The sequence below is a fragment of the Novosphingobium sp. 11B genome (assembly GCF_054589055.1).
Window position 1 is genome coordinate 41,541 of sequence record NZ_BAAILP010000137.1, and the last position, 26,096, is coordinate 67,636.

Below are 26,096 nucleotides of genomic sequence, written 5' to 3' on the forward strand. Positions count from 1 at the left end.
ACCTCGTGCTCGCGCGCGGTGGCGCGCAGCGCGACCTGCGCACCGCGCGCCGAACGTTCGTGGGGATCGAGCAAGGTCATTATCGTCCCTTCAGCCCCGGATCGAATCGATGACGGCCTGGGTGATGCCCGGCTTGCCGGGATCGCCCGCCATGAATTCGGCATGTTTCTTCTCGATGAAGGCATCGGGGTTCGCGGCGACCTCGGCCAGCGTCGTCCAGACCTCCTCGTGGGTGGGCACGACGATCTCCCCGCCCTCCATCGCATCGGACAGGATCCGTGCCGTCTCGGGCTGCGACTTGACGAACAGATGGCTTCCGGGCGCGCGCATCGTGTAGCCTTCGCTGAAATGCTTCATCGCATCGGGCGAGGTCGTCATGACCGGGCCGGGACACAGGCAGCTCACGCGAATCCCGAACTGCATGAGATAGAGCGCGAGGTTCTGCGACATGGACAGCACCGCCGCCTTGGACGCCGCATAGTGAATGCGGCTCGCGGCGAACGGATAGAGGCCGGCGAAGCTGGCCGTATTGACGATGTGCCCCTCGCCGCGTCCCATCATGCGCGGAACCACAATGGCGTTGGCGCGCACCATGCCGAAGAGATTGACGTCGAACATGCGCTGCCATTCGGCGAGCGGGATGTCCTCGGGATTGCCGCCCGAGAGTATCCCTGCATTGTTCATGTGGATGTCGAGGGGGCCGAGCGCGGCTTCGGCGGCATCGATGGCTTCCAGCACCGACGCCTCGTCGAGCACGTTGCAATGCAGCCCGGTGCTCTCCGCGCCCAGTGCGCGCACGAGTTCGGCGGTCTCTTCGGCCCCGTCCCTCGATATGTCGGCAACCGCGACGCGGGCGCCGCGGCGGGCCCATTCGAGGGCGATCTGGCGACCGATGTTCTGCCCGGCGCCGATGATCAGCGCCGTCTTGCCTTCGAATGTAGACATCTTCCCGTTCCTCTCCCGTTATTGTTCGCGGCCGGCGCTCAGATCCCGGCCGCGTAAAGCAGGTCCGAAGCCGCATTGATGCCCGCCCGGAACTCGGCCTCTGCGGTATCTGCGGTGTAGTCCGCAGGCACGACCTCAAGGTCGAACACGCCCTCGTAACCGGCTTCCAGGACGTCGTTCATCATGCGGCCGAGCGGCAGGTCGCCCTGCCCGACATGCAAGCGCCCGCCCGGTCCGGAGATGGCGATGTCGCCGATCTGGACAAGCGCGATGTGCGGCATGGCGCGCTTCAGGGTCTGGGCAAGGCCCCGCTCCATCCAGTTGTTGCTGAAGTCGGAAACGATCCCGAGCCCGGTTCGCTCGGCGATGTCCACCGCGTCGGCAAGGCGCGTGCAGAACGAAACACTGGTGCGCAAGCTGGGTTCGAAGGCAGCGATCACGCCGTTTGCGCGGGCATGCTCGACGGTCGGCGCGACGGCCTGCGCGAACAGCGCCACATCCTCGTCCCAGTCGCAGCGCACCGTCCGACCGCTGGTGAAATAGATCGAATGGCCGCCATGCGCCGCGACCAGGTCGATCATCGCCTTGTGCGTTTCGCGCGTCGCATCCCACGTCTCGGGCGCGGCGAGCTGGAAACCTGCGGTGATGAGCGTGCTGATGCGGATACCGGCATCGTCGAGCGCACCAAGGTGGCGCTCTGGATCATCCGCGATCTTGTTCATCAGCAGGCCCGCGTGCGTGACGCCCACGTCCTTCCACAGTGCCAGTTCGCGCTCGAACGGCCACCGGAACGTGCACATGGCATCCAGAGACAGACGCGGATGGGTCACTGCGCTTCACCCAGGGCCGTCTCCAGCCGGAGAATTTCGCTTTCGAGCCAGCGCACTTCGCTGAAGTTCTCCCGCCCCGCGCCTTCGAGCACCGCCCGCTGGGCTGCAAGCTGGACGCCGAGCGCGTCACGATGCCCGGGCTCCCCGGCGGGAATGGCCTCGGCCAGATGGAGCGCGTGGAGCGGCTTGCCTTCCTCCAGCAGCGCCCTCGCCCGCCCGAGCACCGGCGCATGGCCTCTCGCGAGCGCGACGAGTTCGGGAAACACGGCCTGGGGCGGAACCGAATAGAGTTCGGTGGAGGATTCGTAGCGGAACCAGCCCAGATGCTCCTCCCAGATGGAACGCACGATCCAGGGCACTTTGCCGTGCCCTTGCGGGATGGCGAGTTCCTCGGGCAGGCGGATGGTATCCATCAGTTCCCACAAACCCTTGCCTGCGTTCATGCCCTCGAAGGTCCGGTCGCGCAGGTACTGCGCCGCATCGCGCATGCGGGTCAGGCGGGAGCGGATCTCGGCCGCGCCGCGCACCGGCTCCCCGTGGCCCGTGATGAGCACTTCGGGTTCGAGATCGATGACACGCTGCACGCTGTCGATGTACCACTGCACATAGCGATAGCGCTCGCCCCGCACGGTGTAGAGATTGGGCACGTGGCCGAAGATCGGCCCGGTCATGTTGCCGGTGAAGACGATACGCTCCCGCGGCAGCCAGACGGCAAGCGAGTCGACCGTTTCCCCGCCCTTCACTGACAGCAGCTCGAATGCGCGGCCGCCCTGTTCGAAGCGGTGACTGTCCTGGAACGTGGTGGTCAGCACCGGCTCGGGCCGCTCGGTCAGCTCGCGCTTCTGGTCGCGGCTCCACAACCGGCGAGAGCGCGTGCCCATGGCAGGGCCGAGGTCGCGGTACTGCTTGCGCACGAACGGCAGGTTCGCCTGCCCGATGGTCTCCACGTCCGGGCCGCTGAAGGTCGGCCAGCCGCCGATATGATCCTCGTGGCTCTGGGTCAGGACGATCCTGCGGATCGGCTGGTCCGAGACGGCATCGAAGCGGCGCCTGTTCTCCGCCGCGCTATAAATGATGCCCGTGTTGACGAGGACGTTGCCGTCCGCAGTCGTCACCAGATAGAGATTGGACACGTCCCTGGACATGAAGATGCCATGGCCAAGATCGACCGCATCCTGCCGCCCGGCGCCGTCGTTGATGATCTGGGCATTGAGGGGTTCGTTGGCGTCCCGAGCCGTCTGGGTCATGTCCATTCTCCCGAAGTCTTTTTCTGTGCCGCAGCGAAATCGGCTGCTCAGACCTTCACTTCCACCCGAACCGGAAAGCGGTCGAGGTAGAACGCGAAGCGCTCCCGAAGCGCCGGGATGTCGAGGTTGAAGTCACCGGCGAGGTCGTAGACCACCCGCCCGTCCTTGCCGCGCGGATGGCTGTCCATGTATTCGCGCATGTCGGCGATGCTGTCCTCGCTCCAGGGGAGCCCGGCGAACTCCAGCACCTTCTGCGCGGTCCCGACATCGTCGGCGATGACGTCGCCGAACAGGATATCGAGCCGCTGGCCCTGAGGCACCGTGTCCATGTCGCGCAAATACGCGCGCAGCATGCGCTCTATGCGATCGACCCAGTAGGCAACATGCGCCTGGATGTCCGGCTGCTTCTGGTGCGCGAGGACGGAAAGGCCCCGCATGGTCAGCACCGACTGCAGCAATGCCAGCGGGTCGCGGTGGATCTGGACGACGTAGGCGTCGGGATAGTTGGCGACGAGCGCGGGTATCTGCTCGGAATGCTGGTTGCCCTTGAGGATCCAGCGCCGGTCCGACGGGAACTGGTGAGCGATGGCCTTGAGCATCCGCTTGCCATAGGCATAGTGGGGCGTCTGGTCGTGGCCGAGCAGATGATCGCGCCAGCGCGGCACCTCTGCCATCCATTCCCACTGATAGGTGGTGAAATCGGGCATCTGCAGTTCGTTCTCGCCGCAGGCGTGGTCCGGCGAATGCTCGTGCATCGCGGCCATGATGGCGTTCTGCTTCATCCGGTCCCAGTGCGCGCTGGAACGCAGCCAGCGCGGATCGACCCCGTCCGGCCCCGGCGCTTCGCCGGGCGCGAGCACTGCCTCGGAGCCGAGGTAGACCGGCAGGTGGCGCAGCCGGCGATCGGCGGCGATCAGGTTCTCGAGATGCGTGGTGCCCGAGCGCGGCAGGCCGACGATGATGATCGGGCGGTCGATGACCTCGCGATCGACCTCGGGATGCGCATCGAGGTAGGCCTTGTTCTTCAGGCGGTTCGCGACCTGCTTGACGCAGGCGGCGCGGAAGTTCGCCTTGGCGAAGCGCCACAGGTTGGGATTGCTCCCGACCTCTTCCAGCAGCAGCCCCAGACGTTGGGTGAAATCGCCCGGCCCGAAGTCGGACAAGCCCGTCTGAGCCTGCGCGTCTGCAAGGACGGCTTCGACGGTCATGTCCAGCGGCTCGGCCTCGGCGGCCTCCAGCTCGGCCCGCCGCTCGGCGGGAAGCACCGGGTCGCGGAACTGCTCGACGCGGAAAACCTTGGTCTTGACCTCGGTTGCGGTATCGGACGTGCTCATGCGCGGCGCTCCAGCGAGGTGTTGAGCTTGCCGGCATTGGCCATCCAGCCGCCGTCGACCTTCACCAGATCGCCGGTGTGGTAACGCGATGCATCGCTCATGAAGTAGACCCCTATCCCTTCGAAATCCTCGGGCGCGCCGAACCGCGGGATAGGACAGCGCTCACGCACTTGTGCGCCGAGCGGGGAATCGGGGCCCTGATCCTTGACGGTCTCGCTCTCGGTGTATCCGGGGCAGACGGTGTTGGCCCGAATGCCATATTTGCCCAGATCGACGGCGATCCCCCGGGCCAGCGACGCCATCGCGCCCTTCGAGGCATTATAGTGCTGCATGCCGATCGAGCCGGTCACGGCGGACAGGCTCGCACAGAACAGGATCGACCCGCCTGCGTCGCCCGCCTCCGCACGGTCCCGCATATGGCGCGCGGCCTCACGGGCGAGGTAGAATGCGCCATGCTGGTTGACCGACAGCAGCGAATGCCACGCCTCGCCGGTCATGTTGGTGAAGCAACCCTGATTCATCATCAGGCCGGCATTGGCGATGGCACCATCCACGCGGCCCATCGTCGATACGGCCTCCGCAAAAGCCTCGATCACCCGGTTCTCGTCGGACACATCGACTTCCTGCGTGAGCACCTTGGCACCCAGGCCGCGCAGCTCGTCCGCCGCGACTTCATTCTTGTCCTGGCGCCTTCCCCAGATGACAAGGTCGCCGCCGGCCTTTGCAATGCCCCGGGCAAAACCCAGGCCGATGCCGGCATTGCCACCGGAAATAACCACGACTCGCCCCTGCAAGTCCCACGGTAGACGAGCCATCGCCGCTCCACTCCACTATCTGTTTTTCATCGGCCGAACGACAAGACCGTCTCGGCACGTGGATTAAAAACAGTATCCTTTATATATGTCAAGTCGATCAACTGGCGTGGCCTTGCCGCTAAATTCAAGCAACCATTCGGAATGAGCGGAAAAATGCACCACCCGCTCCATGCCGGATCTGAGAGACACAGCAAGATCGCGGAGACGATCTACTTTCCTGAGGAATCAACCCGGACAAACGGCGGCAGCCTTCGACCGCTCATGCCTTTCGTCGCAAACGATCGGCACGGCCTTTCAACTCCATGTGAGCCAAGAGAAATCATATTGCAGACCCTTGCTCAGAGCCCGAAATAGACATACAGTGTACTTTAATTAGTCAATCAGGGTGAGGATCAATGGTGCGTCAACGCGGCCTCCCGCCCCACGGCGGCAAGGAACCCGCGCGCCTCTCGCGATCGGTGCTGCACAGTCTGATGCAGGATCTGCGCGATGGCCGGTACGAACGCGGAGAACGGTTGCCAGCGGAACGCGTTCTCGCGCAGGCTCTGGGTGTCAGCCGCCCCATCATTCGCGAAGCTCTGCACGCGCTCGACCTGCTCGGCGTGGTCGAGACGCGAGTGGGATCGGGCACATATGTCGTCGATGCGCATCGCGACCTCGGCAACCAAGTCTTGCACGCTTCCGCCTTCGAAGTTCTCGGCACTCTCTCGACTCTGGAATGCTCTGCCCTGATTCATGCTGCGGGCCTAACCGACAAGACACTGCTGGACGCGCTTGCGGAAAGCCTGGAGGGGGCAATCCGCGCGGATGCCGACTTCGAAAGTTGGCACCATGGTCTGGCGGAATTCCACGTCACCCTCGCGAAAGCGGGAGGAAACGAAGTCCTCAGCCTCATGATCGGGCAGCTTTGGCAGGTCCGCCTCGGCACCTCGACAACACACAGTCTTGTCCAGCGGGCGTGGCTGGCGGGATCGCTTGCCGACCACGAAACCCTTAGGCGGCTTCTGGCGGCCTTGCAGGCCGGCAACCACGATGTGGCGGGCCGGGAACTCAGGGCCGAGCACGACCGGGTCCTTGCAGCGGTCCTCGACATCCACGCCGAGGACGAAGTGGCGCGCGCTCGCGAATCCGTATCGCAGTTGCGCGCGAGATTCGTGCTGCCGCCTGCGGGATTCGGGCGCATGCCCACGTCCCGGTAATCCCAGAAGGAACACCGGCATGGCGAAAGCACATGCCTTCAATTGAGGGCCGAAGCGGCAATGCCCGCTTCGGCCCGTCTTCGTGCATCCTGCCAGTCAGAACGTGTAGCGCACTCTCGCACCATACATTCGCGGATCACCGTAGTACCGCGACGTGAAGCCGCGCGAACCCGAAAGGCTGCGTGCCTCGTAATACCGCTTGTCGAATGCGTTCGTCACGAAGACCTGGAGATCGACGGGGGCGTCGAACGGCTTCTCCCAATTCAGGTTGAAGTTGACCAGGTCATAGCTTGGCGCAACTTGCGTATCGTAATTGGGATCCGAGGGGGCGAATACGCTGTAGACCCGGTTCGGCAAGGACGCATCCCTGCCGTAAAAGACCGAGCCAGTGTAGACATACGTAGCACCCAGGCTGACCTGACCCACCGAGTCGGGAAGCGGAAGCGTGTAGTTGGCCGTGACCGAGAGCTTGTGGTTCGGCGTGAACTGCAGGCGGCTGCCCTCGACCGGAGTGCTTGCCACGAGGTTGTAGCCACCGACCGGCTGCGTCGAGAGATCCGGCGCAATGAACTCAAGCAGCTTCGTGTTGAGATAGGCGTAGCTGGCCTGAAGCGTGAGGCCCTCGAACGGAGAGATCGACGCTTCCGCTTCGAGGCCCCAGATCCGCGCCTTGCCGGCGTTGACCACGGCCGGGCCAGAGGGCAGGTTCGGCGCGATGCCGTTGGTATCGACGAACGAGACCTGCAGCTGCATGTCCTGGAAGTCGTTATAGAACCCCGAAAGATTGAAGCTGCCCGGCATCGCCCCGTGCCAGCTCGTCTTGATTCCGCCTTCATAGACATCGACGCGCTCGGGCTCGTAAGTCTTGAAACCTACTGCCGCCAGCGGGCTGACCGACCCCTGCCGGTAGCCTCTTGCATACTTCGCGTAGACCATGATGTCCGGCATGATCTTGTAGTTCAGCCCGATCATCCACGTCGGCGCCTTCGAGCTCTGGCTATAGCGCTCGAGGCACGTCGCGGGTGAGCCGCCATACGTGAGGGCGGGGTTGGTGCACGTGAACGTCGGGGTGTTCCAGCCGGTGGCTGCGGCATAGGACGCCACCATGTTGGTGGAACTGCCCGTCGTCTTGTCCCAGGTATAGCGGATGCCGGCATCGAGCGTCAGGGCCGAGGTCAACTTGTAGCTGCCCTGCGCATAAGCGGCCATGTTGCGGAACGCCACGCGGCCGACATTGAAGTTTCTGCTGCCCGTGGCGGTCGCCGCGCCGGTGACGGCCGAGGCATCGGTGCAGGCAAATTCCGCCCACTCCGCTTCACTGTCGCACAAGACCCCGTTCATGCTCTGCGAGCCCGCCCAGCCGAGCGGCAGGCTGCGCTCATAGTAGAGGCCGGCCTGCCAAGTCAGGTTGCTGCCGAAGTTGGTGCCCTGAAACTGCAGTTCCTGCGTGAACGTCTCCTGCTGTCCACTGTGAAGGCCCGGCGGGCTGATCGATGTATCGCTGCCCCAGCCCTTCCCGACATACTGGCTGGGCACGTTGACGGTCCTGAAATAGGGCGCGGTGCTGGTCGGAACCCGCAGCGTGTTGCCGAGCGGAACCCATACGCCGAACAGGTCGATCGCCTGGTCCTGAATGATCTGCCCATAGCTGTTGATATTCTTGATCGTGAGATTGTCGCTGACCTGCCACTTCAGCGAATTCACGATCTGCCAGGTCTCCAGCTTCTGGTACGCCCATGGCAGGGCGTTGGTCACCGTGAGATCCCCGGCATCGCGATCCCGCTGGATCTGCTGGCAGCTGTACCCGTTGGGACCGTTGGTGGCGACGCTGGCGGCACTGCTGGCATAGCAGTCGGTCGTCCTCGAGGCCGCGCCGTTGGTCTTCGAGCGGGTATAGGAGATGACCGTGTAGTTCTCCACGTTGTCCGAGAGGTCGGCGACCGCGCTCACCCGCGCGGCGACATAGCCCACGTCCACGAAATCGCGGGGACCGACACCCGAGATGTTGCGCAGATAGCCGTCCCGCTCCTGGGTATCGACGCCAAAACGCAGTCGGAAGCTCTCGCCGACGGGCAGGTTGAGCACTGCCTGCACGCGTTTCATATCGTAGTTGCCGGCGGACGCCTCGACATATCCCTCGAAGTCGTAGGTCGGGCGATTGGGGACGAGGACAACCGCGCCGCCGGTCGTATTGCGACCGAACAGGGTCCCCTGCGGCCCCTTGAGAACCTGGACGCTTTGCAGGTCGAACAGATGGCCCGGGCCCGCACCGTCGCCCGAGGCGCTCAAGGGCGAGGAACGCGGCACGACCGCATCCGCGAAATAGACGCCAACCGAGGTCGTGGTGCGCGCCTCCTGGGTGAACCCGCGGATGGCAAAGGAGGCAAAGTCGGCCCCGTACCGCGAGTTTGCCGTCAGCGACGGCGTGTAAGTCGCGAGATCCTTGGCGGAGAACACGTTCTGGCGATCAAGCGCCTTCTGGTCGAACACCGTCATCGAGATCGGCACGTCCTGGAGGCGTTCCTCGACGCGGCGCGCGGTGACGATGATATCGCCCACAGAAGGAGACCCGGCATTGTCGTCCCCGCCCTGATCCTGAGCGATAGCCGCCTGCAGCGGGATGGTCGCAAGCGTGGTGGATGCCAGGAGCACCAGCGCGGTCTTCTTCATTTTCTCTCCCTCCGGGCGAGACGCGGTTCGCGCTCACCGATGATTGCCCGCCCCGACTGATCGCGGGTCACGTTTCTCTCGTGCGGCGGCCTCCCGTTGCTGAGGCAATCGGGGATACGACCAATTAAGGGACCTGTTATCTTGAATTTTGAGATTCGGTCAAAGCGCTGTGGCGATTTCCGGCTACTCTAATCGAAGCTCGACGTAACGAGAGACCTTGCTGAGGCTGCAGTGCCCACGGAATGGTCCGATTATTGGATGCGTCGATAGCCGAGCCCGTTGCCGCCCTGACAAGGCTCGTCACCGATCATGGAGTGCAATCCGTCGACGCAGGATTGCCGCGGTGCAGAGGCAGCTTCAGCAGAAACGCGGTGCCGCGTCCCGGTTCGCTCTGGCATTCGATTAGTCCGTGATGGCGGGTCATCACCGTGTGAGCGAAGCTGAGCCCCAGACCGGCACCGTTGATCCTCGGCCCCAGGCCGACCGGTCCGCGGCGAAAGCGCTCGAAGATCGCCTGCCGCAGACCCGGCTCTATGCCCGGCCCCTGATCCTCGATCGCGCACACGGCCCAGTACGCCCCATCGCCACGCGGCTGACAGGACAGCGAGCAGGTGATCGTGGTCCCTTCCGCGCTGTACTTGATGGCATTGCCGATGACGTTGACCAGCACTCTGGTCAGCAACGAGCGCTCGACCGTGACCAGCAGCCGCTCGTCCGCGTGGGTTACGATGCCGATCGATTTGGCCTTCGATTGCGGCCAGAGATCGTCGATCGCATCCATCAGCATGTCGCCGAGGTCCACCTCCTCTAGGGCGTACTCCAGATTCTCGGCGCGGGCCAGTTGGACGAAGCCGTCCGCGAGTTGCAGGGTGCGTTCCGCGTAGTGCCGGATCACGCCGGATTCCCTGGCCGCAATGCGGTCTGCAGACGCGGTTTCAAGCACGGCCAGAATGGACGCCTGGGGCGAGCGCATGTCGTGGGTGAGAAGTTGCACCACGTCGTCGCGTTGTTTCTGCGCGGTCTTGGCGTCGCTGATGTCGACGAAGCGGATGACCCAGCCGACGCGCGTACCCTCCGCCGAAGTCTGTCCCGCCATCCCGAGAAGGAAGAAGCGCCCCTGATCGAGCTGGACCTCGCAAGCGAGCGGTTCCTCAGCGGACGGAGGAAAGCGAACCGGATCGCCGCTGCCGATGAGGCGGCAACGGCTCAGGATCGAGGCCGCGCCCGTCTTCTCTTCCAGTCCTCCATCCGGGCCGGCGAAGAGCTTGCGCGCGGCGACATTCGCTAGCAGGATGTCGCCGTTCAGATCGGCCACGATCGTCGCGTCCGGCAACTGGTCGAGGCGGTCGGCCACGAAATGGCGCATCTCCCGGTTGCGGGTGATCGCGGCGTTCAGCAGTGCGATCGTGTAGGCGACGCCCCTCTCGGTATGAACGACGTTCCTTTGCGGAACGAGCATCGGCTGTTCCTGCAGACGTTCGAGCTGTGTACGCATGAACCGTTCCGTCGCTGCGAGCTGTCTCCAGCCCCAGATGGGATAGGCCAGCACCAGCCCGGCCAACGCAGCAGAAGGCGGCAGCCAGATGCGCAGCAGTATCAGGGCGCAAAGCGAGAGGCCCAGCACCAGCGCCGAGCACAGCGCCAGGCAGGTCAGCGCCGGCATCCGCCTGAACGGCCCCAGCCCCATCATCAGCATCCACAGCGGCAGCAGTCCCGCGATCAGGCAGGCGGACAGGTCGGCCTGCGTCATCATCGTGCCGCCGCGCAGCCCCTGAAGCAGATAAGCCTGGATCTCGAGCCCGGACATCACGCCGCCGGCAGGCGTTGCGTACCGGCTGCCGAGGCCCGACGCCGTCACGCCGACGAGCACGATCTTGCCCTTCAACAGTTCGGCGGGCACTTCCCCGGCCAGAACCGCTGCGGCCGAAACCTCCGGCCAACGCCCGGTGCCACCGCCGAACGGTATCAGCCCGGCCTGCGATGAGACATGCCCACCCCCGGCAAGGGATTGCGCCATGACGCGCATCAGCAGCCGCGCCCCGTCAGGCCCTTCATCCGAACGCGGCGCCGCGCGCACGACACCGTCCGCATCCGGCGCGATGGTGGCGGCGCCGATCCCGGCGGCAGCCTTACGAAGCGATTCTATCGGAAGGATGGTCGTGGCGTCGTTTTCGGATGAAGCACCCGGCAGGACCGGCAGGAAGACGGGAGCACCGCCCGCCCTAGCCCGGGCCATCGCGCCTGCCAGCGCATCGTCGTTGGCCGCATCGGTCGGCTCGGTGAAAAGCACATCGTAGCCGATCGCCTTCGCCCCCGCCGCATTGAGCCGGTCGATGAGCGCGGCATGGGTCGCGCGGTTCCATGGCCAGCGACCGATCCTTCCTACGCTGTCGTCATCGATCTCGACCAGCAGGATCGCATCGGACGACGGCGACGGAACGAGTTGCAGCAGGTGATCGTAGATGCCGTTGTCGAACCGCTCCATCGTGCGGTCCATCGTCATGAGCATGACCAGCAGGCTGGTGACGATGACGATCAGCCACCACTGGGTACGCAGCTTGAGATGCCGCCGTAGCCTCACCAGTTCCCCTCGACCCTCAACTCGCCGTAGTCCGACCATTGGGTACTGACCTTGCCCTCCACGATCCGGCTGGTCTGCACGCGCCAGCGATAGCGGCCGCGCGGCAGGTCGATCACCGGCTGGGACGTGTTCGACAGTTCGGGCAGATCGACCAGCGGCTTTGCCTCCCGACCTGCCTTGGCAAGCTGGAAGCGGAACCGTGCGCCCGACACATCGCGCGCGTTCCACCAGAACAGGTATTGGCGGTAAGGCCCCGCCCAACCCATTTCGATGCCCATGCGCAGCCCTTCGAGATGGCGCTGGAAGGAGAACGTCGCGGGTACGCCCTCCAGTTCGTTACGGTCGATAGCCGTTGCCCGCACGAAGTAGGCGCCATCGGGCAGCGAGGCGAACCGCACCTCTGCAGACTTGCTGGTCGCCTCGTCCAGAACCTCGAGGAATCTTGCGTCGGCGGCGATCTGCACGTGGTACGCCGTGGCGCCGGGCAACGGCTTCAGGGCGAAGTGCAGGCCCTCGCCGGTCTGGGCCGCGTCCGGCCCAAGCAGTTCGGGAGCAGGCAGCAGGGCGACCGGCTCCGACAGTTCACTCGTCGTTCCGAAGCCTGCGGGCAGCGTCTGGGTCTCGTTCGCCTCGGCATCGAAACCGACCTTGCCTTCCAGCACCTCGCTCGTCGCCAACCCGGCGTCCGCATCATAGGCCATCCGGAACTTCGTGCCGCGCACCGAGGTAATGGCCCGGGGGGTCGAGAACCGGAAATCGCTCTGCGGGTCGGTCATCGGCGTGACGGTGGCGCTCGCACCGCCCCGTTCGATGCCGAACAGCCGCTCGACGTGGCTGTCGAACACCAGCCGGCGCAGGCGCTGCACGCGCACCGCCGACTGCGACGGCAGGGCGATGGTCGTCGCGTCGGGCAAGGCGAGCGTGACAAAGGACTTCTGCCCGGTCTCGATGAGCATCCCCTCGCCCACCGTCATGCCGACGGCCGCCGGCTTGCCACCGATCCGCACCGCGCCGCGAACGCTGTGCACGGTTCCCCTCACCGGCTCGTGCCTCAGAAGTTCGCGCGGGATGACGAGCACCATGCCCACCGGCAACCGCAGCGGATCCGCCACCCGGTTGAGCCGTTGGACGATGCGATAGTCTTCGGTGCGGATGAAGTAGTTGGCGGCCAGCCGAAAGAGGTTGTCTCCGGGCCGGACCACATAACGCACATCAGGACGCGCCGGCTCCACCACCGCAGAGCCGTCGGGCCCGGCGACGGCCATCCCGCCGGGAACCGCCGCCAGCAGCAGGAGGGCGGCGCTCGCCCATGCGCGGGTTCTAAGATGCCAGGGCTTCAAGTCGATATCCATACGAGTAAATCGGGACCAGCTTGACGCCGTTATCCGGGCGAAGATGCAGCTTGGTCCTGACGTTGGAGATGTGCACGTCGAGGGTTCTCGTGGGGAGGTTCGGGTTGCGTCCCCATACGGCTTCGAAAATGTAGGCGCGCGCCAGAGCGCGGTGCATGTTCCTGAACAGGAGCAGCGCCAGCGCGAATTCCTTCGCGGTCAGCGCAATCGGCTCTCCGGAGAGTTCGACCGTCTCGGCCCGCGTATCGAAGCAATAGCTGCCGTAATGCTCGAAGCCCGAAAGGGCCGCGGGATAAGCCCGACGCGCCAGGGCGCTGATCCTCGCCTTGAGGACCACCGGCGCGACCGGCTTGATCACGTAGTCATCCGCACCGGCGGTGAGCCCGGCGACGATATCCTCTTCCGCCGACCTGCTGGTGAGCATCAGCGAGGGCGGGGCGATCTCCAGATTTTCGCGCACCCAGGATATGACTTCGAGCCCGGACAAGCCCGGCACGTTCCAGTCAAGGATGAGGACGTCGTAAGTCGATCGGTGCAACGCCCGCACGAGAACCTGACCGTCGCCGAACACTTCGCAGGAATGGCCCGCCTCTGCGAGCGTCATCTCCACAAGCCCTGCTAGGGCCACATCGTCCTCAAGTATCGCTATCCGCACGGCTGCCCTTTGTTGCCCCTGCGCAGGGCCGAGACTTCGCCATAGCAGTGCCGATGCCGATTGCGAGGCCGTGCGGCCGGGCTTTGCAATGTTTTACAGGTGGTGTCTCGAACAAGGGCAGGTCCGATTTTGCATTTCTTTACATGACAGTCTCCGAGCACGGCGCTTATGCCGCCCCTCAAGCTAACTAGGGAAACTCCCTAGAGAACAAGGCGATGGTTGCCGGGGCCGGATAGACGGCTGCAGCATTTCCGTTGCGAGCGCCCCTGGAGGATCGTGGAACACCTGTTCGGATCGACGTCGCTGGCGGCCTGCATGCTCGATCGCGATCTTACAATCGGCAAGGCCAGCGAAGCGGCTGCGGCGATGTTCGGCCTGCCCACGCTGCTGGATCGGCAAGCCGGCGACCTCGTCCCCGGCGCCGCGCCGGTGCTGCGCCGATGCTTCGAACTGGCCGACCTTGGCCTGCCGCTTCCCGACCACCGGTTCATGCTGGGCGGACGGGATTACGCCGTCACGTTTCATCCGGTACGACACGCCGACCTCGGCATTTCCGCATTGCTGACCATCGCCATGGACGTGACCCGCAGCCTCCGGATCGAACGGGTGCTCCGCACTTCGCGTCGACGCCTTCTAGTGGAATCGCGCCAGGACCACCTTACCGGACTGCTGAACAGGCGTGGCTTCGATGCCGCTCTGGATCGTGAAGTCAGGCGGGCAAGACGCTCGGCAACGCCGCTTGCGCTGCTCATCGTGGATATCGACTGGTTCAAGCCCTACAACGACAGCCTCGGTCATCAGGAAGGCGATCGATGCCTGCGGCTCGTCGCCGATGCGCTTGGAACATGCCTGCGCCGCGCCAGCGATCTCGCCTGCCGCTATGGCGGCGAAGAGTTCGTGCTCATCCTGCCCGATACCGATGCCAGGGGTGCAATCGCAGTGGCTGCCAACTGCCAGCGAGCAATCGAAGCCCTTGCGATCGCCCATCCGGCCAGCGTTCATGGACGGATCACCGCCAGCATCGGGATCGTCGGAGCGAATACCGGGTCCGTCCCGGCCGACCCGGCGCAGGTGTTCGCTCAGGCCGACGCCGCCTTGTACAGTGCGAAACGCAACGGCCGAAACCGTTACGAGCTGAACGGCCTTTGACCATCGACGTCGATTAGGAAGTACCTTCGGCTTCGAAGCGCCGCACCACGTCGGTGATCAAGGATCGCAGCCAGCGATGTGCCGGGTCGTGCCGATAGCGGACGTGCCAGGCCATCTGGACCGGAAAGGTGCCGAGATCGACCGGAGCGGGCAGCACTTTCAACCGCGGGTCGTGCTTGAGCCGACTGCAGATCAATCGCGGCAGAGTGGTGCAGTAATCGGTCACCGCGACCATCTCTGCCACCGCGAAGAAGTTCGTGACGGAGATCGCCACGTCGCGCTTCAACTGCTGCTGGGCCAGCGCCTGGAACACGCCGGAGCGGACGCGGCCGGGCGGCATCACGTTGACATGGCGCAGCCGCTCGAACTGCTCGCGGGTGATGGCATCGCCGACCTCCGGATGATCCGCACGCACCACGCATTCCAGGCTCTCGTCCATCAGGTGCTGGACGACGAGATTGTCCGGCGGATCGACGATCCGGCCAAGTACCATCGCCGTCGTGCCGGAGATGGCCCCGGTTTCGGTAAGGTCATTGCCATAGGGGGTAAGCCGCAGCTTGATGCCCGGTGCCACCTCGGCGAGTTTCGCGACGATCGCCGGGACCAGAACGAACTCGACATAGCCGTTGGGCGCGATCGTGAAGAGCCGCTCGGCCCGCGCAGGATCGAAATCCTGCTGGCCGAGCACCGCATCGTCGAGCCGGGCAAGCGCCTCGGCGATCCCCGGCGCCAGTTCGAGAGCGATGGCGGTCGGCTGGATTCCATAGCGCTCGCGAATGAAAAGCTGGTCCTGCAGCATCGCCCGCAACCGGCCGAGCGCATTGGAGAGAGCTGGCTGCGTCATGCCCAGACGAATGGCGGCGCGGGTCACGTTGCGCTCCTCCATCAATGCCACGAAGATCGGCAGCAGATTGAGATCGTAACGCATCCAGTCATTATCTCATCGGTATATCGGAAATCCAAGAAATAAAGTTCTGGAATGGCCGCGAACACGCCATCTTCGGGGCATCGGCGGATCATCGCCGGATGCTGACAATCGAAGGAGGTTCAGATGACCAAGGGTAAAGTGCTCGTGCTTGGCTCCAATGCCACGCAAATCGAGGTCAAGGGCGATCATGGTGCGACCGCTGCGACCGGACAGTACCTCAACGAAACGGTGGTGCCGGCGATGGCGCTGATCGCGGCCGGTTACGAACTGGTGCTCGCGACGCCGAACGGCGCCAAGCCGATCATCGACCCCGCCTCGGATTCCGCCATGCACTTCGACGATGACGTGGCGGCCTATGAGCAGGCGAAGGCGTTCTACGCGAACGATCCGTCGATGAACGCAGTGCGCACACTGCGCGCCGTGATCGCCGATGGCCTCGACCAGTTCGCCGGCGTGTTCGTGCCGGGTGGTCAGGCCCCCGTGGTCGATCTGATGCAGGACGCCGAAACCGGCACGATCCTACGGCACTTCCATGCCAAGTCCGGGCCGACCGCACTGCTTTGCCATGGCCCGATCGCCCTGGTTTCGGCGATGGCGAATGCTCCGGCCTTCCGTGCCGCACTGATCGCCGGAGATGACGCCGGTGCGCGGGAACTGGCTGCGGAGTGGCCTTATGCCGGCTACCGGATGACGATCTTCTCCGCCTCGGAGGAAACCTATGTCGAGGAGCAGGTGCTCCAGGCCAAGCTTTATTTTTCCATGCCGCAGGCGCTGAGCGATGCCGGCGGCGAGGTGACCGTCACGCCAGTCGACTTCGAACCTCACGTCGTCATCGACCGCGAACTCATTACCGGGCAGAACCCCCGCTCGGACCACCAAGTCGCGCGGGCCTTGATCGAAGCGCTCGACCGGGCCTCGCAAGAGACAGATGCTTGAAGACACGTATGACCGGCGGGGCACTTCGCATTGGCCCCGCCGGACCGCCAGCAAGGACAGGAAAGATGACCGATACCATCAAGATCATGGCAATCCTCACCGCCAGGCCCGGCCAGGGAGAAGCGCTGCGCGCCCTGCTCGACGGCATGATCGCACCCAGCCGCGCCGAGGCGGGCAACCTGCGCTATGACCTCTGGGCCGATCAGGCTGCGCCCGACCGGTTCGCTCTCGACGAACTCTATAGAGACAAGGCCGCGATCGAGGCGCACCGCGCCAGTCCGCACTTCCAGAATTACCTGTCGCACATCAACGACCTTGCCGATCGCGTCGCGCTGACGCTCGATCCGCTGGCGGTCGCCTGAAAGGACCCCTGACCATGGCTCTCCAAGATATCCTGCCGGGCAAGCTCGGCTTCGGTGCCGCGCCGCTCGGCAACATGTTCCGCGACATTCCCGAGGACGAGGCGCTCGCCACGGTCGAAGCCGCCTGGAACGACGGCATCCGCTATTACGACAATGCGCCCTTCTACGGCGCCGGCCTTGCCGAACTGCGCATGGGCGAGGCATTGGCGGGCAAGCCGCGCGACCAGTACGTCATCAGCACCAAGGTCGGCCGCATCATCCTTGACGAACTGGAGGACGTCAGCGCCCGCCAGCAGGGCGAGAAGGCCGGGGTGTTCGCCCATGGCCGCGCCAATCAGATCGTCAACGACTACACCTACGACGCGACGCTGCACTCGATCGAGGACAGCCTGAAGCGCCTGCGGACCGACCATATCGAAATCGCATTCGTCCATGATCTTGCCCAGGACTTCTGGGGCGATCTGTGGCTGGCGAAATTCGAGGAAGCACGCACCGGCGCATTCCGGGCGCTCGACCGCCTGCGGGACGAAGGTACGATCAGGGCCTGGGGTCTGGGCGTCAACAAGGTCGAGCCGATCGAACTCGTGCTCGGCCTGGAGGAACCGCGCCCCGACGCCTTCCTGCTTGCCGGCCGCTATACGCTGCTCGACCATGGCCAGGCGCTGCAGCGCGTGATGCCGCTGGCTGCCGCGCGTGGGGCCGGGATCGTGGTCGGAGGGCCGTACAGTTCTGGTGCGCTCGTCGGCGGACCGAACTTCGAATATGCCCCGGCGACGCCCGATATCCTCGAGCGGGTCGCACGGATCAAGGCCATCGCCGATCGCCACGGGATCAGCATGAAGGCGGCCGGGCTGCAGTTCTCGCTTGCCAATCCGGCGGTAGCGGCGGTGATCCCGGGCGCCAGCCGGCCGGGCCGCATCGCCGAGGACAGCGCGGCGCTTGGCGTGACGGTGCCGGTGGATTTCTGGCGCGAACTGCGCGTCGCCGGGCTCGTCGATCCGGCCGCTCCGCTGCCGGGTGGTGCCTGAGGCACGGCAGGACAATCCGCGCGCGGACAGCCGGCGGCAGTCCGCGCCGGGTCGTGACGACCAGATGGACGATGCCCTGCGCCCGCGTCATTCAGGCAACACGCGGACCAGCGTTCCGGCGCGCAGCGCATCAGCAGATAAGCCCCCACGAAGAAGGCCCGGCTGCAATTCAATTTGAGGTGCGCCGCCTGCAGCTTGGTACGCACCGCAATAAGGATCGCCCAGTCCTCACTCCAGTCGAACTGAAAGGCTTCATCCGGTGCGAACGACAGCGGCACGAACGTTCCGCGGCCACTCATCTGCTGCTGCCGGTGATAATCCTCGCGCCAGTTCCGTGCGAAGGCCGCGACACGGTTATCCGTACCAGTGAACAGCAGTGGTGCCGCCGTCGATCAGAAAGTCGCTGCCTGTGATAAAGGCGCCGCCGCCGTGCTGTGGCTGTGCAGTCCGGCAGCAAGCTTCGTGATCGGCGCCGCGCTGCCGGTCGACGGCGGCTTTACCGCGCACTGATGATGCCGGACGCCATCTTTAGCCGGCGAACCGCGATCTCGATAACCGCTGCCGCCGCCATCCCGTGGCCGCCCATGGCAGGAGCGAAGACGATGACTACCGAACCTACCAACGCCCGCAAATCCTTCGGCGAGATTGCGCCGCATCTTGCCGAGATCACCGACAAAGTGCTGTGCGGCGACGCCCATGCGCTTCACACCCACAAGATGGGGCGCAGGCTCCGCTTACTTCTCGGTGGCGCCGGTCAGCGAGGCATTGATCAGCCTCTGCGGTTCCCGCCACGTCGGTCACGCCCCGCGCAAGGGGAAAACTGGAAAGCTCGGACCAAATGTTGGGAATCATTAATTCTACGCCCGGAATCATAACAGGAGCGTCACAGATCGAGTTCAGCTGACACGCTTGGGTCTCAGGAGCGAATTATCCGTGTCAGCAAAAAATCTCATCCCGGCTGCGGTAGCGGCATGCATCATGCCTATCGTGTTCGCGGCGCCGGCCCGCGCGGAGGACAATGACGACGGTTCCACCATCGTCGTCAGCGAGGCTCGCCAAGCCAAGACGGCGCGCGACGTGCAAAAGGCGGCGCCCAATCTGGTCGCCATCCAGTCTGCCGAAGCCATCGCCCGGTATCCCGACGTGAACGCGGCCGAAGCACTTAGCCGCATGCCGGGCGTAGCACTCTCGATCGACACGGGCGAAGGCAGGTTCGTGAACATCCGCGGCCTTGACGGGAATCTCAACGGCGCGAACTTCGGAGGCGTGGTCCTTCTTAACACGCAGCCGGGAGGCACCTATTTCAACGCCGCGGGCCGAGCGGTCGAATTCGATACGATCCCGATCGGCGCAATCGACCAGATCATCGTCACCAAGTCCGGGCTGCCCGACCATGACGCCGAAGGCATCGGTGGCCAGGTCAACCTCGTGCCACGCACCGCGATCGGCACGAAAAAGCCCTTCGCCGAAATCACCCTGGGCAGCGGCATCGAGACGGATCGCAACACCGGCCTGTACCGCGACGAAATCGTCGTCGGAGCACCTTTCGGCGGGACCAACGCCGATGGCGACGCGCCGTTCTCCTTTGTGCTCAGCCAGTACCTCTACAACGACAAGCGCAGTTTCGACGACCTTGAGGCCGCTTACGTGGACGACACCAGCGTCGCGCCCGACAAAGCCTACAGTGCCCTGGAGATGCGTCGATACGCCTACGATCGCCGACGCTTCGGCTACTCGGGCGAGCTCGACTTCACGCCGGACAGCCAGCAGCGCTTCTACGTGCGCGCCAGCCTGGCCGGCTACAACGAACATGCTTTCCGCAACCGCCTGGAAACCGACTTCAACGGCGTCCAGTCCATAGACCCGAAAAATCCCAACGGCTTCGTCGCCCAGCAGACCAACGGCGTGAAGACTTTGCGCGACTACGACGAGACCCACAAGAACCTCGTCATCCAGGGCGGCGGCGACAACCATATCGGCGTAGCGCATCTGGAATATTTCGCCGCCTATTCGCGGGCGACGTACGACAAGCACTACGACTACAACTCGACCTACGAAAACCCCAACGACTACACCAGCACTTACGACAACATCACCAACCCCGATTACCCCGCGTTCGCCATCACCTCCGGCAACGGCTTCTACGCGCCTTCGAACTACGCACTGAGCAAGATTTCCAACGCGGTCGAACACGATCGCGACGAGGAATACAGTTACGCCGCCAGCGTCGCGGTTCCGGTCGGCCTGGCTGCGGGCGACGAACTCAAGGTAGGCGGCAAGCTGCGCTACCGGCACAAGGTCGCGCTTCCGTACTCCGGCACGTTGACCCCCGGCTCGACTTATCTGCTCAGCGACAATGCCTCGCTCAACACCGTCGATGACTTCTACGGCAACGGCTATTCGATCGGTCCGAGCATCGGCAATACCGCCCTTCGCAATCTCTACGGCTCGACCGCAATGGCGCTCGACGAAGGCAACTATTTCGACGATCACGAGGACGTGAGCGCCGCCTTTGCACAATACCGCGGCACTTTTGGACCGCTCGGCGTCCTGGCCGGGTTACGCTGGGAGCACACCAAGGCAAGCTACAGCGGCATCGGAGACTACGTGAGCGCCGGTAGCGTCGTGCACGGACAGATCACGACGAACCGCAGCTACGACAACGTCTTCCCGACGCTGCTACTGCGCTATCAGCCCACCGACCGGGCGGTCCTGCGCGCGACCTATTCGACGGCCATCGCCCGCCCCGGCTTCTACCAGACGCAGCAATCGACCGGTATCGACGTCGGCAACTCGGTGGTTTCTACCGGGAACCCCGACCTGAAGCCGATCACCTCCAATAACTTCGATGTCAGCGCCGAGTACTATCTGCCCGGCCACGGCATCATCTCGCTGGGCGCGTTCGACAAGGAACTCAGGAACTACATCGTGACCTTTGCCTCGCGTCAGACCGGCTATCCGGGACTGAGCCAGTCGCAGATCTTCCTTGTCCAGAGCTATGCCAACGTCTCGCACGCTCGTGTTCGCGGGATCGAGGGCCAGTTCGTCGATCACTTCACCCGCTTGCCCGGCCTGCTCGGCGGCCTTGGTATCGACGGCAACTTCACATACGCCAACAGCAAGGTGGCCTTGCGGCCCGGCGAGACCGTGGCCATGCCAGGGACCTTCGGATGGACCTGGAACGCGGCGGTCTTCTACGAACGCGGCCCGGTCAAGCTGCGCCTGGCATCGCAATTCGAGAGCCACGTGTTGTTCGGCATCGGCAGCACCAGGGCCACCGACGTATTCCAGGACAGCCGCACCACGCTCGACGCGAACGCCAGTTACGACGTGACGCAAAACCTGCAGTTCTACGCCAACGCCAAGAACCTCACCAACGCGCCTTTGCGCTTCTACGAGGGCACCCCCAATCGTCCCATCCAGCGCGAGTTCTATGACCTGACGCTCGAACTGGGTGCAAAGCTGCATTTCTAAAGGCTGAGCGGGCGGGCGGGCAGCCCCTGCGCGCCCGCCTGCCCCCATCGTTGGGAATAGCCAACTTGCACCGCCCCGCATGCGCCGCTTCAAGAAGCGCGGGGCCCAACTCAACGGCATTATCAAGGATTTTCTCAGACATGATCAGCTCATCCCCCAAGACGCTGGCCGGGATACTTGGCCTCTGCGGATCGGCCGCGCTCGCCGCGGCACTGGCAACCCCGGCACAGGCAGCGCCTGCCCGCGCCCCCGCTTCTGCCTTCGTCAGGTCCGCCAGCATCCCGGCAGGTGACGACAGCTGGGATTTCGCGACCTGGGACGCGGCGACGCACCGGCTGCTAGTCGCCCATGGCAACGACGTGCTGGTGGTCGATCCGGACGCCCGCCAACCGGTCAAGGCCATCGGGAAAATTGCCTATGCCCACGGCGTCCTGCCGATCCCGGGCACCAATTCCCTGCTCGTCAGCAGCAAGAAGGACGCCAGCGCGCGTATCCTCGATGCTTCGACGGGAGAGCAGATCGCCAACATCGCGATCGGTGAAGATCCCGATGCCGAACTGATTTCGCCCGACGGCCACACCGGCTACGTCATGGATGCCGCCGGCGGCGCCGTCTCGGTGATCGACCTTGTCACCTACAAGGAAACCGCGCGTATCCCGGTCAAGCCGGGGCTCGAAGTCGCCGTCGAATATGCGCCCGGCAAGATCGCCGTCAACAACGAGGACGAAAACGAGATCGAACTGGTCGATACGCAGGCGGGCCGCATGAGCGGCATCATCGCCCTGCCCGGCTGCACTGGCCCCACCGGTCTCGCGCTCGATCCGAGCACGGGCCTGGCGCTTAGCGCATGCGCCAACGGCAAGGCTTCCCTGGTCGATACCCACACCGGCAAGCAGGTCGCCCTGCTTTCGATCGGCCTGGGTCCGGACACCGCCATCTGGGACGGGCAGCACAAGCGCTTCATCGTGCCCTGCGGCAAGAGCGGCACTGTCTCGGTCATCGCTCTCAAGGGGCGCAAGGCCATGCCGGCATCGACCTCGAAGTCGGAGACGAGCGCGCGCACCGGTGCCTACGATCCCGCCACCGGCCGGCTGTTCCTTCCCGCTGCCAGCTTCACGCCAGCCACGAACGGAGGAAGGGGAACGATCGTGCCGGGCAGCTTCCACATTCTCGTCATGGCACCGGCCAGCCATCACGGCTGATGCAGATCAATCCGGCCCGGCCATGGCGCAAGACCATGCCGGACCGGATTGGACGAGGGTGGCAGGCCGGCATCATGGGGGAAATACCGACCTGCCAAGGGGCATGGCGGCGCCCCTAGCCGAACAACGCGGCGCGTGACGGGATTTGCCGCGCCATTTCGTCACGAATGCGTACCGCACGCTCCAGAGCAGCCTTCTGGCTGTCGCCTTCGTGCCAGGGCGCCATGATTCCCACGGCACCGATCGGCCGACGCCGGGCATCGCGCAGTTGCAGCAGCACTCCGATGCGAACGCCATCCTTCTGCACTTCGACCAGCGGCTTGCCGGTCCGGGCCACTCCGAGATCATCGTCCCCGGAAATTTCACCCAGATCATCGGGAAGATGCGCCGCCACGACCGAATTCGTATTCGAGCCCGGCGGGGTCACATGCAGCAGAATGTCGAGCAGGCCAGGGTTTCGCGTCATGGTATGCGCCACGAGCGCAGTCGCCTTCGGAGCATGGGCAGGCGTTGCAAGATGTTGAGGCGCAGCGAGCGCCGCCATCGAGACGGTCCCTCCAAGGATGGCGATGGCCATCGCGGCAAGGCGGGGGGAAGTGCACTTCATGCAGGATACTCCATTGCAGGACCCGGCGGGCCGGCATCGACGCTGCGTTCGGCTCCTTTGGCCGGAGACCGCCGACGGCAAGCCGGTCGCCTTTCGTCGCTGCCTGCAATAAAGCGCAGGAACCCGCGATGCTCCAATTACCATTTCCCAATGTCGGCAAGCCGGTGAAGGTCCCGCGCGCGGATCACCCGCCCAGGGTCAGGCCCCATTACTCACACCTCGGCAGGGCAGATGCATCGTGGCGCGCAGGCCGGGCCGAGCGTCCGCCAGTTCGAGCCAGCCACCGTGGCGCCGAGCCACGGCATCGACCAGCGGCAGCCCCAGTCCGAAGCCGGGCGTCGATCTTGCGGCGTCGAGCCTCACGAAACGTTCAAGCGCCCGCGCGCGGTCCGCGGAATCGATTCCCGCACCATTGTCACGTACGGACAGCAGCACTTCGCCATTTCCCGAAGCCAGGGTGATCTCGACCTCACTGCCGACAGGCGTGTGACGGCTCGCATTCTCGAGAAGGTTGGAAAGACTTTGCGCGATCAGGCTCGACGAGCCGACGATGGTCATCCCCGGCTCCACCAGCCAGCCAAGGCGCCTTCCGTCTTCGGCGAATGCCGGTTCGTACGTCTCGGCAACCCTGTCTGCGAGTTCGGCCACATCAAAGGGCTGCATCTGCAACGCGCCGCCGCCCTCCACCTCGCTCAACTGGAGGATAGCGCCGAACAGGCCGAGCACATCCTCCACCTCCCGCGTCGCCCGGTCGAGTTCATCCTGCACACGCCCCTCCTGGCATGAGTCGGCCGCATCCTCGATGCGCTGGCGCAGCCGGGTGAGCGGCGTGCGCAGATCGTGCGCCAGCGCGCCGGAGACCAGACGGAGATTTGCGATCAGAGCCTCGATGCGCGCAAGCATATGGTTGAGGCTTACCGCCAGATGGTCGAATTCGTCACCCCTGTCACTGACCGGCATGCGCGCGGATACGGCACCGTCGGCGACGGCATAGGCTTGCAAGGCAATTCGCCCGAGCTTGTCATGCAACAGTCGGGCAAACAGAAAGGCGCCCAGAAGCCCCAGCGCCAGAACGCCCAGCAATGCCCCGACGAACGACGTCTCCATCCTCCGGTCGATCCGGTCCATCCGCTCGCTGTCGGCCGCGACAAGAAGCAACAGGCCACCGGGCACGTCGCGCGCCACGACACGGATCGTATCCAGCCCCTCGTCGCGGTCCTCGAACTGCATCGTGTATTTGCCCGGACGGGGGCGTAGATGGGGCAGGTTTCCCGCGATTTCCTGCCCTTTCCGGTCGTAGAGCGCGTAGATCAGCTCGTCGCTGGTGTTCAGCCGAACGCGGGAGCCGACCGCTCCGACCAGCGCCGGTGTGCTGCCCTTGCGGAATTCGGCAAGGAGACGGTCGGCCTCGTCGTCGAGATCCACGTCGAGCTGTTGCTGAAAGGCGTGGCGCATGGTCCAGAAGGCGCCGCCCCACAGCCCCATGACACCCAGGGTGAGACAGGCTGTGTAGGCGAGCGCCATGCGCAGTGTCGCGCTCTTGTGCAAGCGGATCACACCGCGCGCATCCGGTAGCCGACTCCGCGAACGGTCTCGATGATGTCTTTCGCGCCGCCTTCCGCAAGTTTGCCGCGCAGCCGGCTCATGTGCGTCTCGACAATGTTGGTTCGCGGGTCGAAATGGAATTCCCAGACCGTTTCCAGCAGCATGGTCCGGGTAATGGTCTTGCCACCACCCCGTATCAGTTCTTCAAGCAGGGCGAATTCGCGTGGTTGGAGCGCTATCCGCTCGCCGCCGCAAGTCACCTCGCGCCTGAGCAAATCCATCCGAAGTACCCCCCACATGAGTTGGGTCGTGCTACCACCGGCGTTTGAACTGCGGCGACCCAGCGCCTGGACGCGCGCAGCCAGTTCCGCAAACGCGAACGGCTTGACAAGATAGTCATCCGCGCCCGCTTCCAGTCCTTCGACCCGGTCTTCTATGCGGCCCAGTGCGGTAAGCAGCAGCACGGGAACATGCACCTGCGCGCTACGCAAGGCTCGCAAGACCTGTATCCCGTCATGTACGGGCATCATCCTATCCAGCACGAGGACATCGTGGTCGTGCAACTGGGTTATCTGGAGCGCATCACGGCCGTCTGCGGCCACGGTGACGCTATGACCGAGATCGCGAAGCCCACGCGCGACAAATTCGGCCGCCTGGGGATCGTCCTCGGCCAAGAGAATACGCATCGACAGGTTCCTCGCGTGCCAGCTAATATACACGGGTTGCGAAGCACCATACCGGCCTGGGCGCTCCCTGTGTCATGCGCCTTATAGGTCGAGGGCCGCCGCCCAATAAAGGTCGATGGCCAAACATTGGCAAATCACAACTTACCTCTGGGAGCAGCCGGGGCGCACGAGCGATTCCACCTCGTTTAAGGGTTGCCTAAACGTAAGCGCCGACGGAACCCGGCCTTGTGCGGATTGGGGTGGGCGTGAATTTCGCGGGGCAGATGGAGGCCTTGCGAGTGGATATCGAGCAGTCAAACGAGCCTCGTATGAGCGCACGCCGAGATGGCGGAGCGGTCGTTCGAGTGGAACGGCGCCGGCACTGGAGCGACGAAGAGAAGCTGGCGATCCTGAAGGAGACCACTCAGCCGGGTGCCATCATGGCCGTGATCGCGCGTCGGTACGGGATCGGGACCGGTCAGCTTTACACTTGGCGTAAGCAATTGCTCCGCGGCGCGATGGCCGGGTTCGTGCCGGTTGAGTTGGCCGCCGAGCCGCAGGGGACAGCACCT

At 64.5% G+C, this 26,096-nt stretch carries 23 protein-coding genes and 1 pseudogene; 10 read left to right on the forward strand and 14 right to left on the reverse strand.

What is annotated here, in order from left to right:
• Positions 1-90 precede the first annotated feature (90 nt).
• From ACYPYD_RS12680 to ACYPYD_RS12700, 5 genes are read right to left on the reverse strand one after another with little or no spacing between them, the layout of a single operon-like run.
• Positions 91-945: an SDR family NAD(P)-dependent oxidoreductase gene (locus tag ACYPYD_RS12680; protein WP_285017819.1), complete on the reverse strand. Its 855-nt coding sequence runs from the start codon at positions 943-945 to the stop codon at positions 91-93.
• Between the two features lie 38 nt (positions 946-983).
• On the reverse strand, positions 984-1,775 hold the full coding sequence (locus ACYPYD_RS12685; protein WP_459663469.1) for a sugar phosphate isomerase/epimerase family protein: 792 nt from the start codon (positions 1,773-1,775) through the stop codon (positions 984-986).
• Positions 1,772-3,022: an MBL fold metallo-hydrolase gene (locus tag ACYPYD_RS12690; protein WP_459663471.1), complete on the reverse strand. Its 1,251-nt coding sequence runs from the start codon at positions 3,020-3,022 to the stop codon at positions 1,772-1,774. The genes ACYPYD_RS12685 and ACYPYD_RS12690 overlap by 4 nt, the downstream gene beginning before the upstream one ends.
• A gap of 47 nt (positions 3,023-3,069) precedes the next feature.
• Positions 3,070-4,356 (reverse strand): sulfotransferase family protein, encoded by a 1,287-nt coding sequence (locus ACYPYD_RS12695; RefSeq protein WP_008827885.1) that lies wholly within the window; start codon positions 4,354-4,356, stop codon positions 3,070-3,072.
• A complete protein-coding gene (locus tag ACYPYD_RS12700; RefSeq protein ID WP_459663473.1) occupies positions 4,353-5,135 on the reverse strand; it encodes an SDR family NAD(P)-dependent oxidoreductase in 783 nt (260 codons plus the stop codon). Before ACYPYD_RS12700 ends, ACYPYD_RS12695 begins: the two co-directional genes overlap by 4 nt.
• 431 nt (positions 5,136-5,566) lie before the next feature.
• On the opposite strand from ACYPYD_RS12700, the gene ACYPYD_RS12705 reads away from it, so the two are divergent.
• Positions 5,567-6,370, forward strand: coding sequence for a FadR/GntR family transcriptional regulator (locus tag ACYPYD_RS12705; RefSeq protein WP_459663475.1), 804 nt, complete (start codon positions 5,567-5,569; stop codon positions 6,368-6,370).
• Positions 6,371-6,466: 96 nt separating this feature from the next.
• On the opposite strand, the gene ACYPYD_RS12710 is transcribed toward ACYPYD_RS12705, so the two are convergent.
• The 4 genes from ACYPYD_RS12710 to ACYPYD_RS12725 all read right to left on the reverse strand — a co-directional run bounded on the left by ACYPYD_RS12710 (position 6,467) and on the right by ACYPYD_RS12725 (position 13,628).
• Positions 6,467-9,040: a TonB-dependent receptor gene (locus ACYPYD_RS12710; RefSeq protein ID WP_459663477.1), complete on the reverse strand. Its 2,574-nt coding sequence runs from the start codon at positions 9,038-9,040 to the stop codon at positions 6,467-6,469.
• A 307-nt stretch (positions 9,041-9,347) separates the two neighbouring features.
• A complete protein-coding gene (locus ACYPYD_RS12715; protein ID WP_459663489.1) occupies positions 9,348-11,660 on the reverse strand; it encodes a CHASE2 domain-containing protein in 2,313 nt (770 codons plus the stop codon).
• The gene (locus tag ACYPYD_RS12720; RefSeq protein ID WP_459663479.1) at positions 11,618-12,961 is read right to left on the reverse strand and encodes a FecR family protein; all 1,344 of its coding nucleotides are present in this window, start codon (positions 12,959-12,961) and stop codon (positions 11,618-11,620) included. Before ACYPYD_RS12720 ends, ACYPYD_RS12715 begins: the two co-directional genes overlap by 43 nt.
• Positions 12,942-13,628 carry a response regulator transcription factor gene (locus ACYPYD_RS12725; RefSeq protein ID WP_036530845.1) on the reverse strand — a complete coding sequence of 229 codons (687 nt, stop codon included), beginning with the start codon at positions 13,626-13,628 and terminating at the stop codon, positions 12,942-12,944. Before ACYPYD_RS12725 ends, ACYPYD_RS12720 begins: the two co-directional genes overlap by 20 nt.
• A gap of 315 nt (positions 13,629-13,943) precedes the next feature.
• Here ACYPYD_RS12725 and ACYPYD_RS12730 point away from each other — a divergent pair, with 315 nt between their 5' ends.
• Positions 13,944-14,777: a GGDEF domain-containing protein gene (locus tag ACYPYD_RS12730; RefSeq protein WP_459663481.1), complete on the forward strand. Its 834-nt coding sequence runs from the start codon at positions 13,944-13,946 to the stop codon at positions 14,775-14,777.
• A 13-nt stretch (positions 14,778-14,790) separates the two neighbouring features.
• Here the strand turns inward: ACYPYD_RS12730 and ACYPYD_RS12735 are convergent, their stop codons facing one another.
• Positions 14,791-15,705: a LysR family transcriptional regulator gene (locus ACYPYD_RS12735; protein ID WP_211151672.1), complete on the reverse strand. Its 915-nt coding sequence runs from the start codon at positions 15,703-15,705 to the stop codon at positions 14,791-14,793.
• A 123-nt stretch (positions 15,706-15,828) separates the two neighbouring features.
• On the opposite strand from ACYPYD_RS12735, the gene ACYPYD_RS12740 reads away from it, so the two are divergent.
• The 3 genes from ACYPYD_RS12740 (at position 15,829) to ACYPYD_RS12750 (ending at position 18,031) form a co-directional block, all read left to right on the forward strand.
• A complete protein-coding gene (locus ACYPYD_RS12740) occupies positions 15,829-16,641 on the forward strand; it encodes a type 1 glutamine amidotransferase domain-containing protein (protein ID WP_211151673.1) in 813 nt (270 codons plus the stop codon).
• A gap of 65 nt (positions 16,642-16,706) precedes the next feature.
• Positions 16,707-17,003 (forward strand): putative quinol monooxygenase, encoded by a 297-nt coding sequence (locus ACYPYD_RS12745; protein ID WP_008827895.1) that lies wholly within the window; start codon positions 16,707-16,709, stop codon positions 17,001-17,003.
• A gap of 14 nt (positions 17,004-17,017) precedes the next feature.
• Entirely contained in the window at positions 17,018-18,031 is a 1,014-nt protein-coding gene (locus ACYPYD_RS12750; RefSeq protein WP_459663483.1) for an aldo/keto reductase, read from the forward strand.
• Positions 18,032-18,162: 131 nt separating this feature from the next.
• Here ACYPYD_RS12750 and ACYPYD_RS12755 read toward each other — a convergent pair.
• Positions 18,163-18,402 (reverse strand): annotated as a pseudogene (locus tag ACYPYD_RS12755) (IS21 family transposase); the annotation flags it as partial.
• On the opposite strand from ACYPYD_RS12755, the gene ACYPYD_RS12760 reads away from it, so the two are divergent.
• The 4 genes from ACYPYD_RS12760 to ACYPYD_RS12775 all read left to right on the forward strand — a co-directional run bounded on the left by ACYPYD_RS12760 (position 18,398) and on the right by ACYPYD_RS12775 (position 22,707).
• Positions 18,398-18,541: an SDR family oxidoreductase gene (locus ACYPYD_RS12760; protein ID WP_008827897.1), complete on the forward strand. Its 144-nt coding sequence runs from the start codon at positions 18,398-18,400 to the stop codon at positions 18,539-18,541. The pseudogene ACYPYD_RS12755 and the gene ACYPYD_RS12760 sit on opposite strands and share 5 nt — an antisense overlap.
• 92 nt (positions 18,542-18,633) lie before the next feature.
• Complete coding sequence (locus ACYPYD_RS12765; RefSeq protein ID WP_236727510.1) at positions 18,634-18,906, forward strand: hypothetical protein; 273 nt, start codon at positions 18,634-18,636, stop codon at positions 18,904-18,906.
• Between the two features lie 103 nt (positions 18,907-19,009).
• Positions 19,010-21,505, forward strand: coding sequence for a TonB-dependent receptor (locus ACYPYD_RS12770; RefSeq protein WP_236727509.1), 2,496 nt, complete (start codon positions 19,010-19,012; stop codon positions 21,503-21,505).
• 140 nt (positions 21,506-21,645) lie between these two features.
• Positions 21,646-22,707 carry a YncE family protein gene (locus ACYPYD_RS12775; protein ID WP_008827899.1) on the forward strand — a complete coding sequence of 354 codons (1,062 nt, stop codon included), beginning with the start codon at positions 21,646-21,648 and terminating at the stop codon, positions 22,705-22,707.
• 115 nt (positions 22,708-22,822) lie between these two features.
• Here ACYPYD_RS12775 and ACYPYD_RS12780 read toward each other — a convergent pair whose 3' ends face one another.
• The 3 genes from ACYPYD_RS12780 to ACYPYD_RS12790 form a co-directional block, all read right to left on the reverse strand.
• Positions 22,823-23,251 carry a hypothetical protein gene (locus ACYPYD_RS12780; protein ID WP_459663485.1) on the reverse strand — a complete coding sequence of 143 codons (429 nt, stop codon included), beginning with the start codon at positions 23,249-23,251 and terminating at the stop codon, positions 22,823-22,825.
• 261 nt (positions 23,252-23,512) lie between these two features.
• Positions 23,513-24,838 (reverse strand): sensor histidine kinase, encoded by a 1,326-nt coding sequence (locus ACYPYD_RS12785; RefSeq protein WP_036530853.1) that lies wholly within the window; start codon positions 24,836-24,838, stop codon positions 23,513-23,515.
• A 29-nt stretch (positions 24,839-24,867) separates the two neighbouring features.
• Entirely contained in the window at positions 24,868-25,545 is a 678-nt protein-coding gene (locus tag ACYPYD_RS12790) for a response regulator transcription factor (RefSeq protein ID WP_036530850.1), read from the reverse strand.
• Between the two features lie 278 nt (positions 25,546-25,823).
• Between ACYPYD_RS12790 and ACYPYD_RS12795 the strand changes: the two genes are divergently transcribed.
• The coding region (locus tag ACYPYD_RS12795) for a transposase (RefSeq protein WP_459663487.1) at positions 25,824-26,096 on the forward strand (273 nt) is incomplete at its 3' end.

Excerpts from the sequence above, each read along its gene's own strand:
- ACYPYD_RS12680 (WP_285017819.1), bottom strand. The coding sequence starts at position 945 with ATGTCTACATTCGAAGGCAAGACGGCGCTGATCATCGGCGCCGGGCAG.
- ACYPYD_RS12690 (WP_459663471.1), bottom strand. The coding sequence starts at position 3,022 with ATGACCCAGACGGCTCGGGACGCCAACGAACCCCTCAATGCCCAGATC.
- ACYPYD_RS12695 (WP_008827885.1), bottom strand. The coding sequence starts at position 4,356 with ATGAGCACGTCCGATACCGCAACCGAGGTCAAGACCAAGGTTTTCCGC.
- ACYPYD_RS12705 (WP_459663475.1), top strand. The coding sequence starts at position 5,567 with ATGGTGCGTCAACGCGGCCTCCCGCCCCACGGCGGCAAGGAACCCGCG.
- ACYPYD_RS12710 (WP_459663477.1), bottom strand. The coding sequence starts at position 9,040 with ATGAAGAAGACCGCGCTGGTGCTCCTGGCATCCACCACGCTTGCGACC.
- ACYPYD_RS12715 (WP_459663489.1), bottom strand. The coding sequence starts at position 11,660 with ATGGTCGGACTACGGCGAGTTGAGGGTCGAGGGGAACTGGTGAGGCTA.
- ACYPYD_RS12730 (WP_459663481.1), top strand. The coding sequence starts at position 13,944 with ATGCTCGATCGCGATCTTACAATCGGCAAGGCCAGCGAAGCGGCTGCG.
- ACYPYD_RS12735 (WP_211151672.1), bottom strand. The coding sequence starts at position 15,705 with ATGCGTTACGATCTCAATCTGCTGCCGATCTTCGTGGCATTGATGGAG.
- ACYPYD_RS12740 (WP_211151673.1), top strand. The coding sequence starts at position 15,829 with ATGACCAAGGGTAAAGTGCTCGTGCTTGGCTCCAATGCCACGCAAATC.
- ACYPYD_RS12745 (WP_008827895.1), top strand. The coding sequence starts at position 16,707 with ATGACCGATACCATCAAGATCATGGCAATCCTCACCGCCAGGCCCGGC.
- ACYPYD_RS12750 (WP_459663483.1), top strand. The coding sequence starts at position 17,018 with ATGGCTCTCCAAGATATCCTGCCGGGCAAGCTCGGCTTCGGTGCCGCG.
- ACYPYD_RS12765 (WP_236727510.1), top strand. The coding sequence starts at position 18,634 with ATGACTACCGAACCTACCAACGCCCGCAAATCCTTCGGCGAGATTGCG.
- ACYPYD_RS12770 (WP_236727509.1), top strand. The coding sequence starts at position 19,010 with ATGCCTATCGTGTTCGCGGCGCCGGCCCGCGCGGAGGACAATGACGAC.
- ACYPYD_RS12775 (WP_008827899.1), top strand. The coding sequence starts at position 21,646 with ATGATCAGCTCATCCCCCAAGACGCTGGCCGGGATACTTGGCCTCTGC.
- ACYPYD_RS12780 (WP_459663485.1), bottom strand. The coding sequence starts at position 23,251 with ATGGCGGCGCTCGCTGCGCCTCAACATCTTGCAACGCCTGCCCATGCT.
- ACYPYD_RS12785 (WP_036530853.1), bottom strand. The coding sequence starts at position 24,838 with ATGGCGCTCGCCTACACAGCCTGTCTCACCCTGGGTGTCATGGGGCTG.
- ACYPYD_RS12790 (WP_036530850.1), bottom strand. The coding sequence starts at position 25,545 with ATGCGTATTCTCTTGGCCGAGGACGATCCCCAGGCGGCCGAATTTGTC.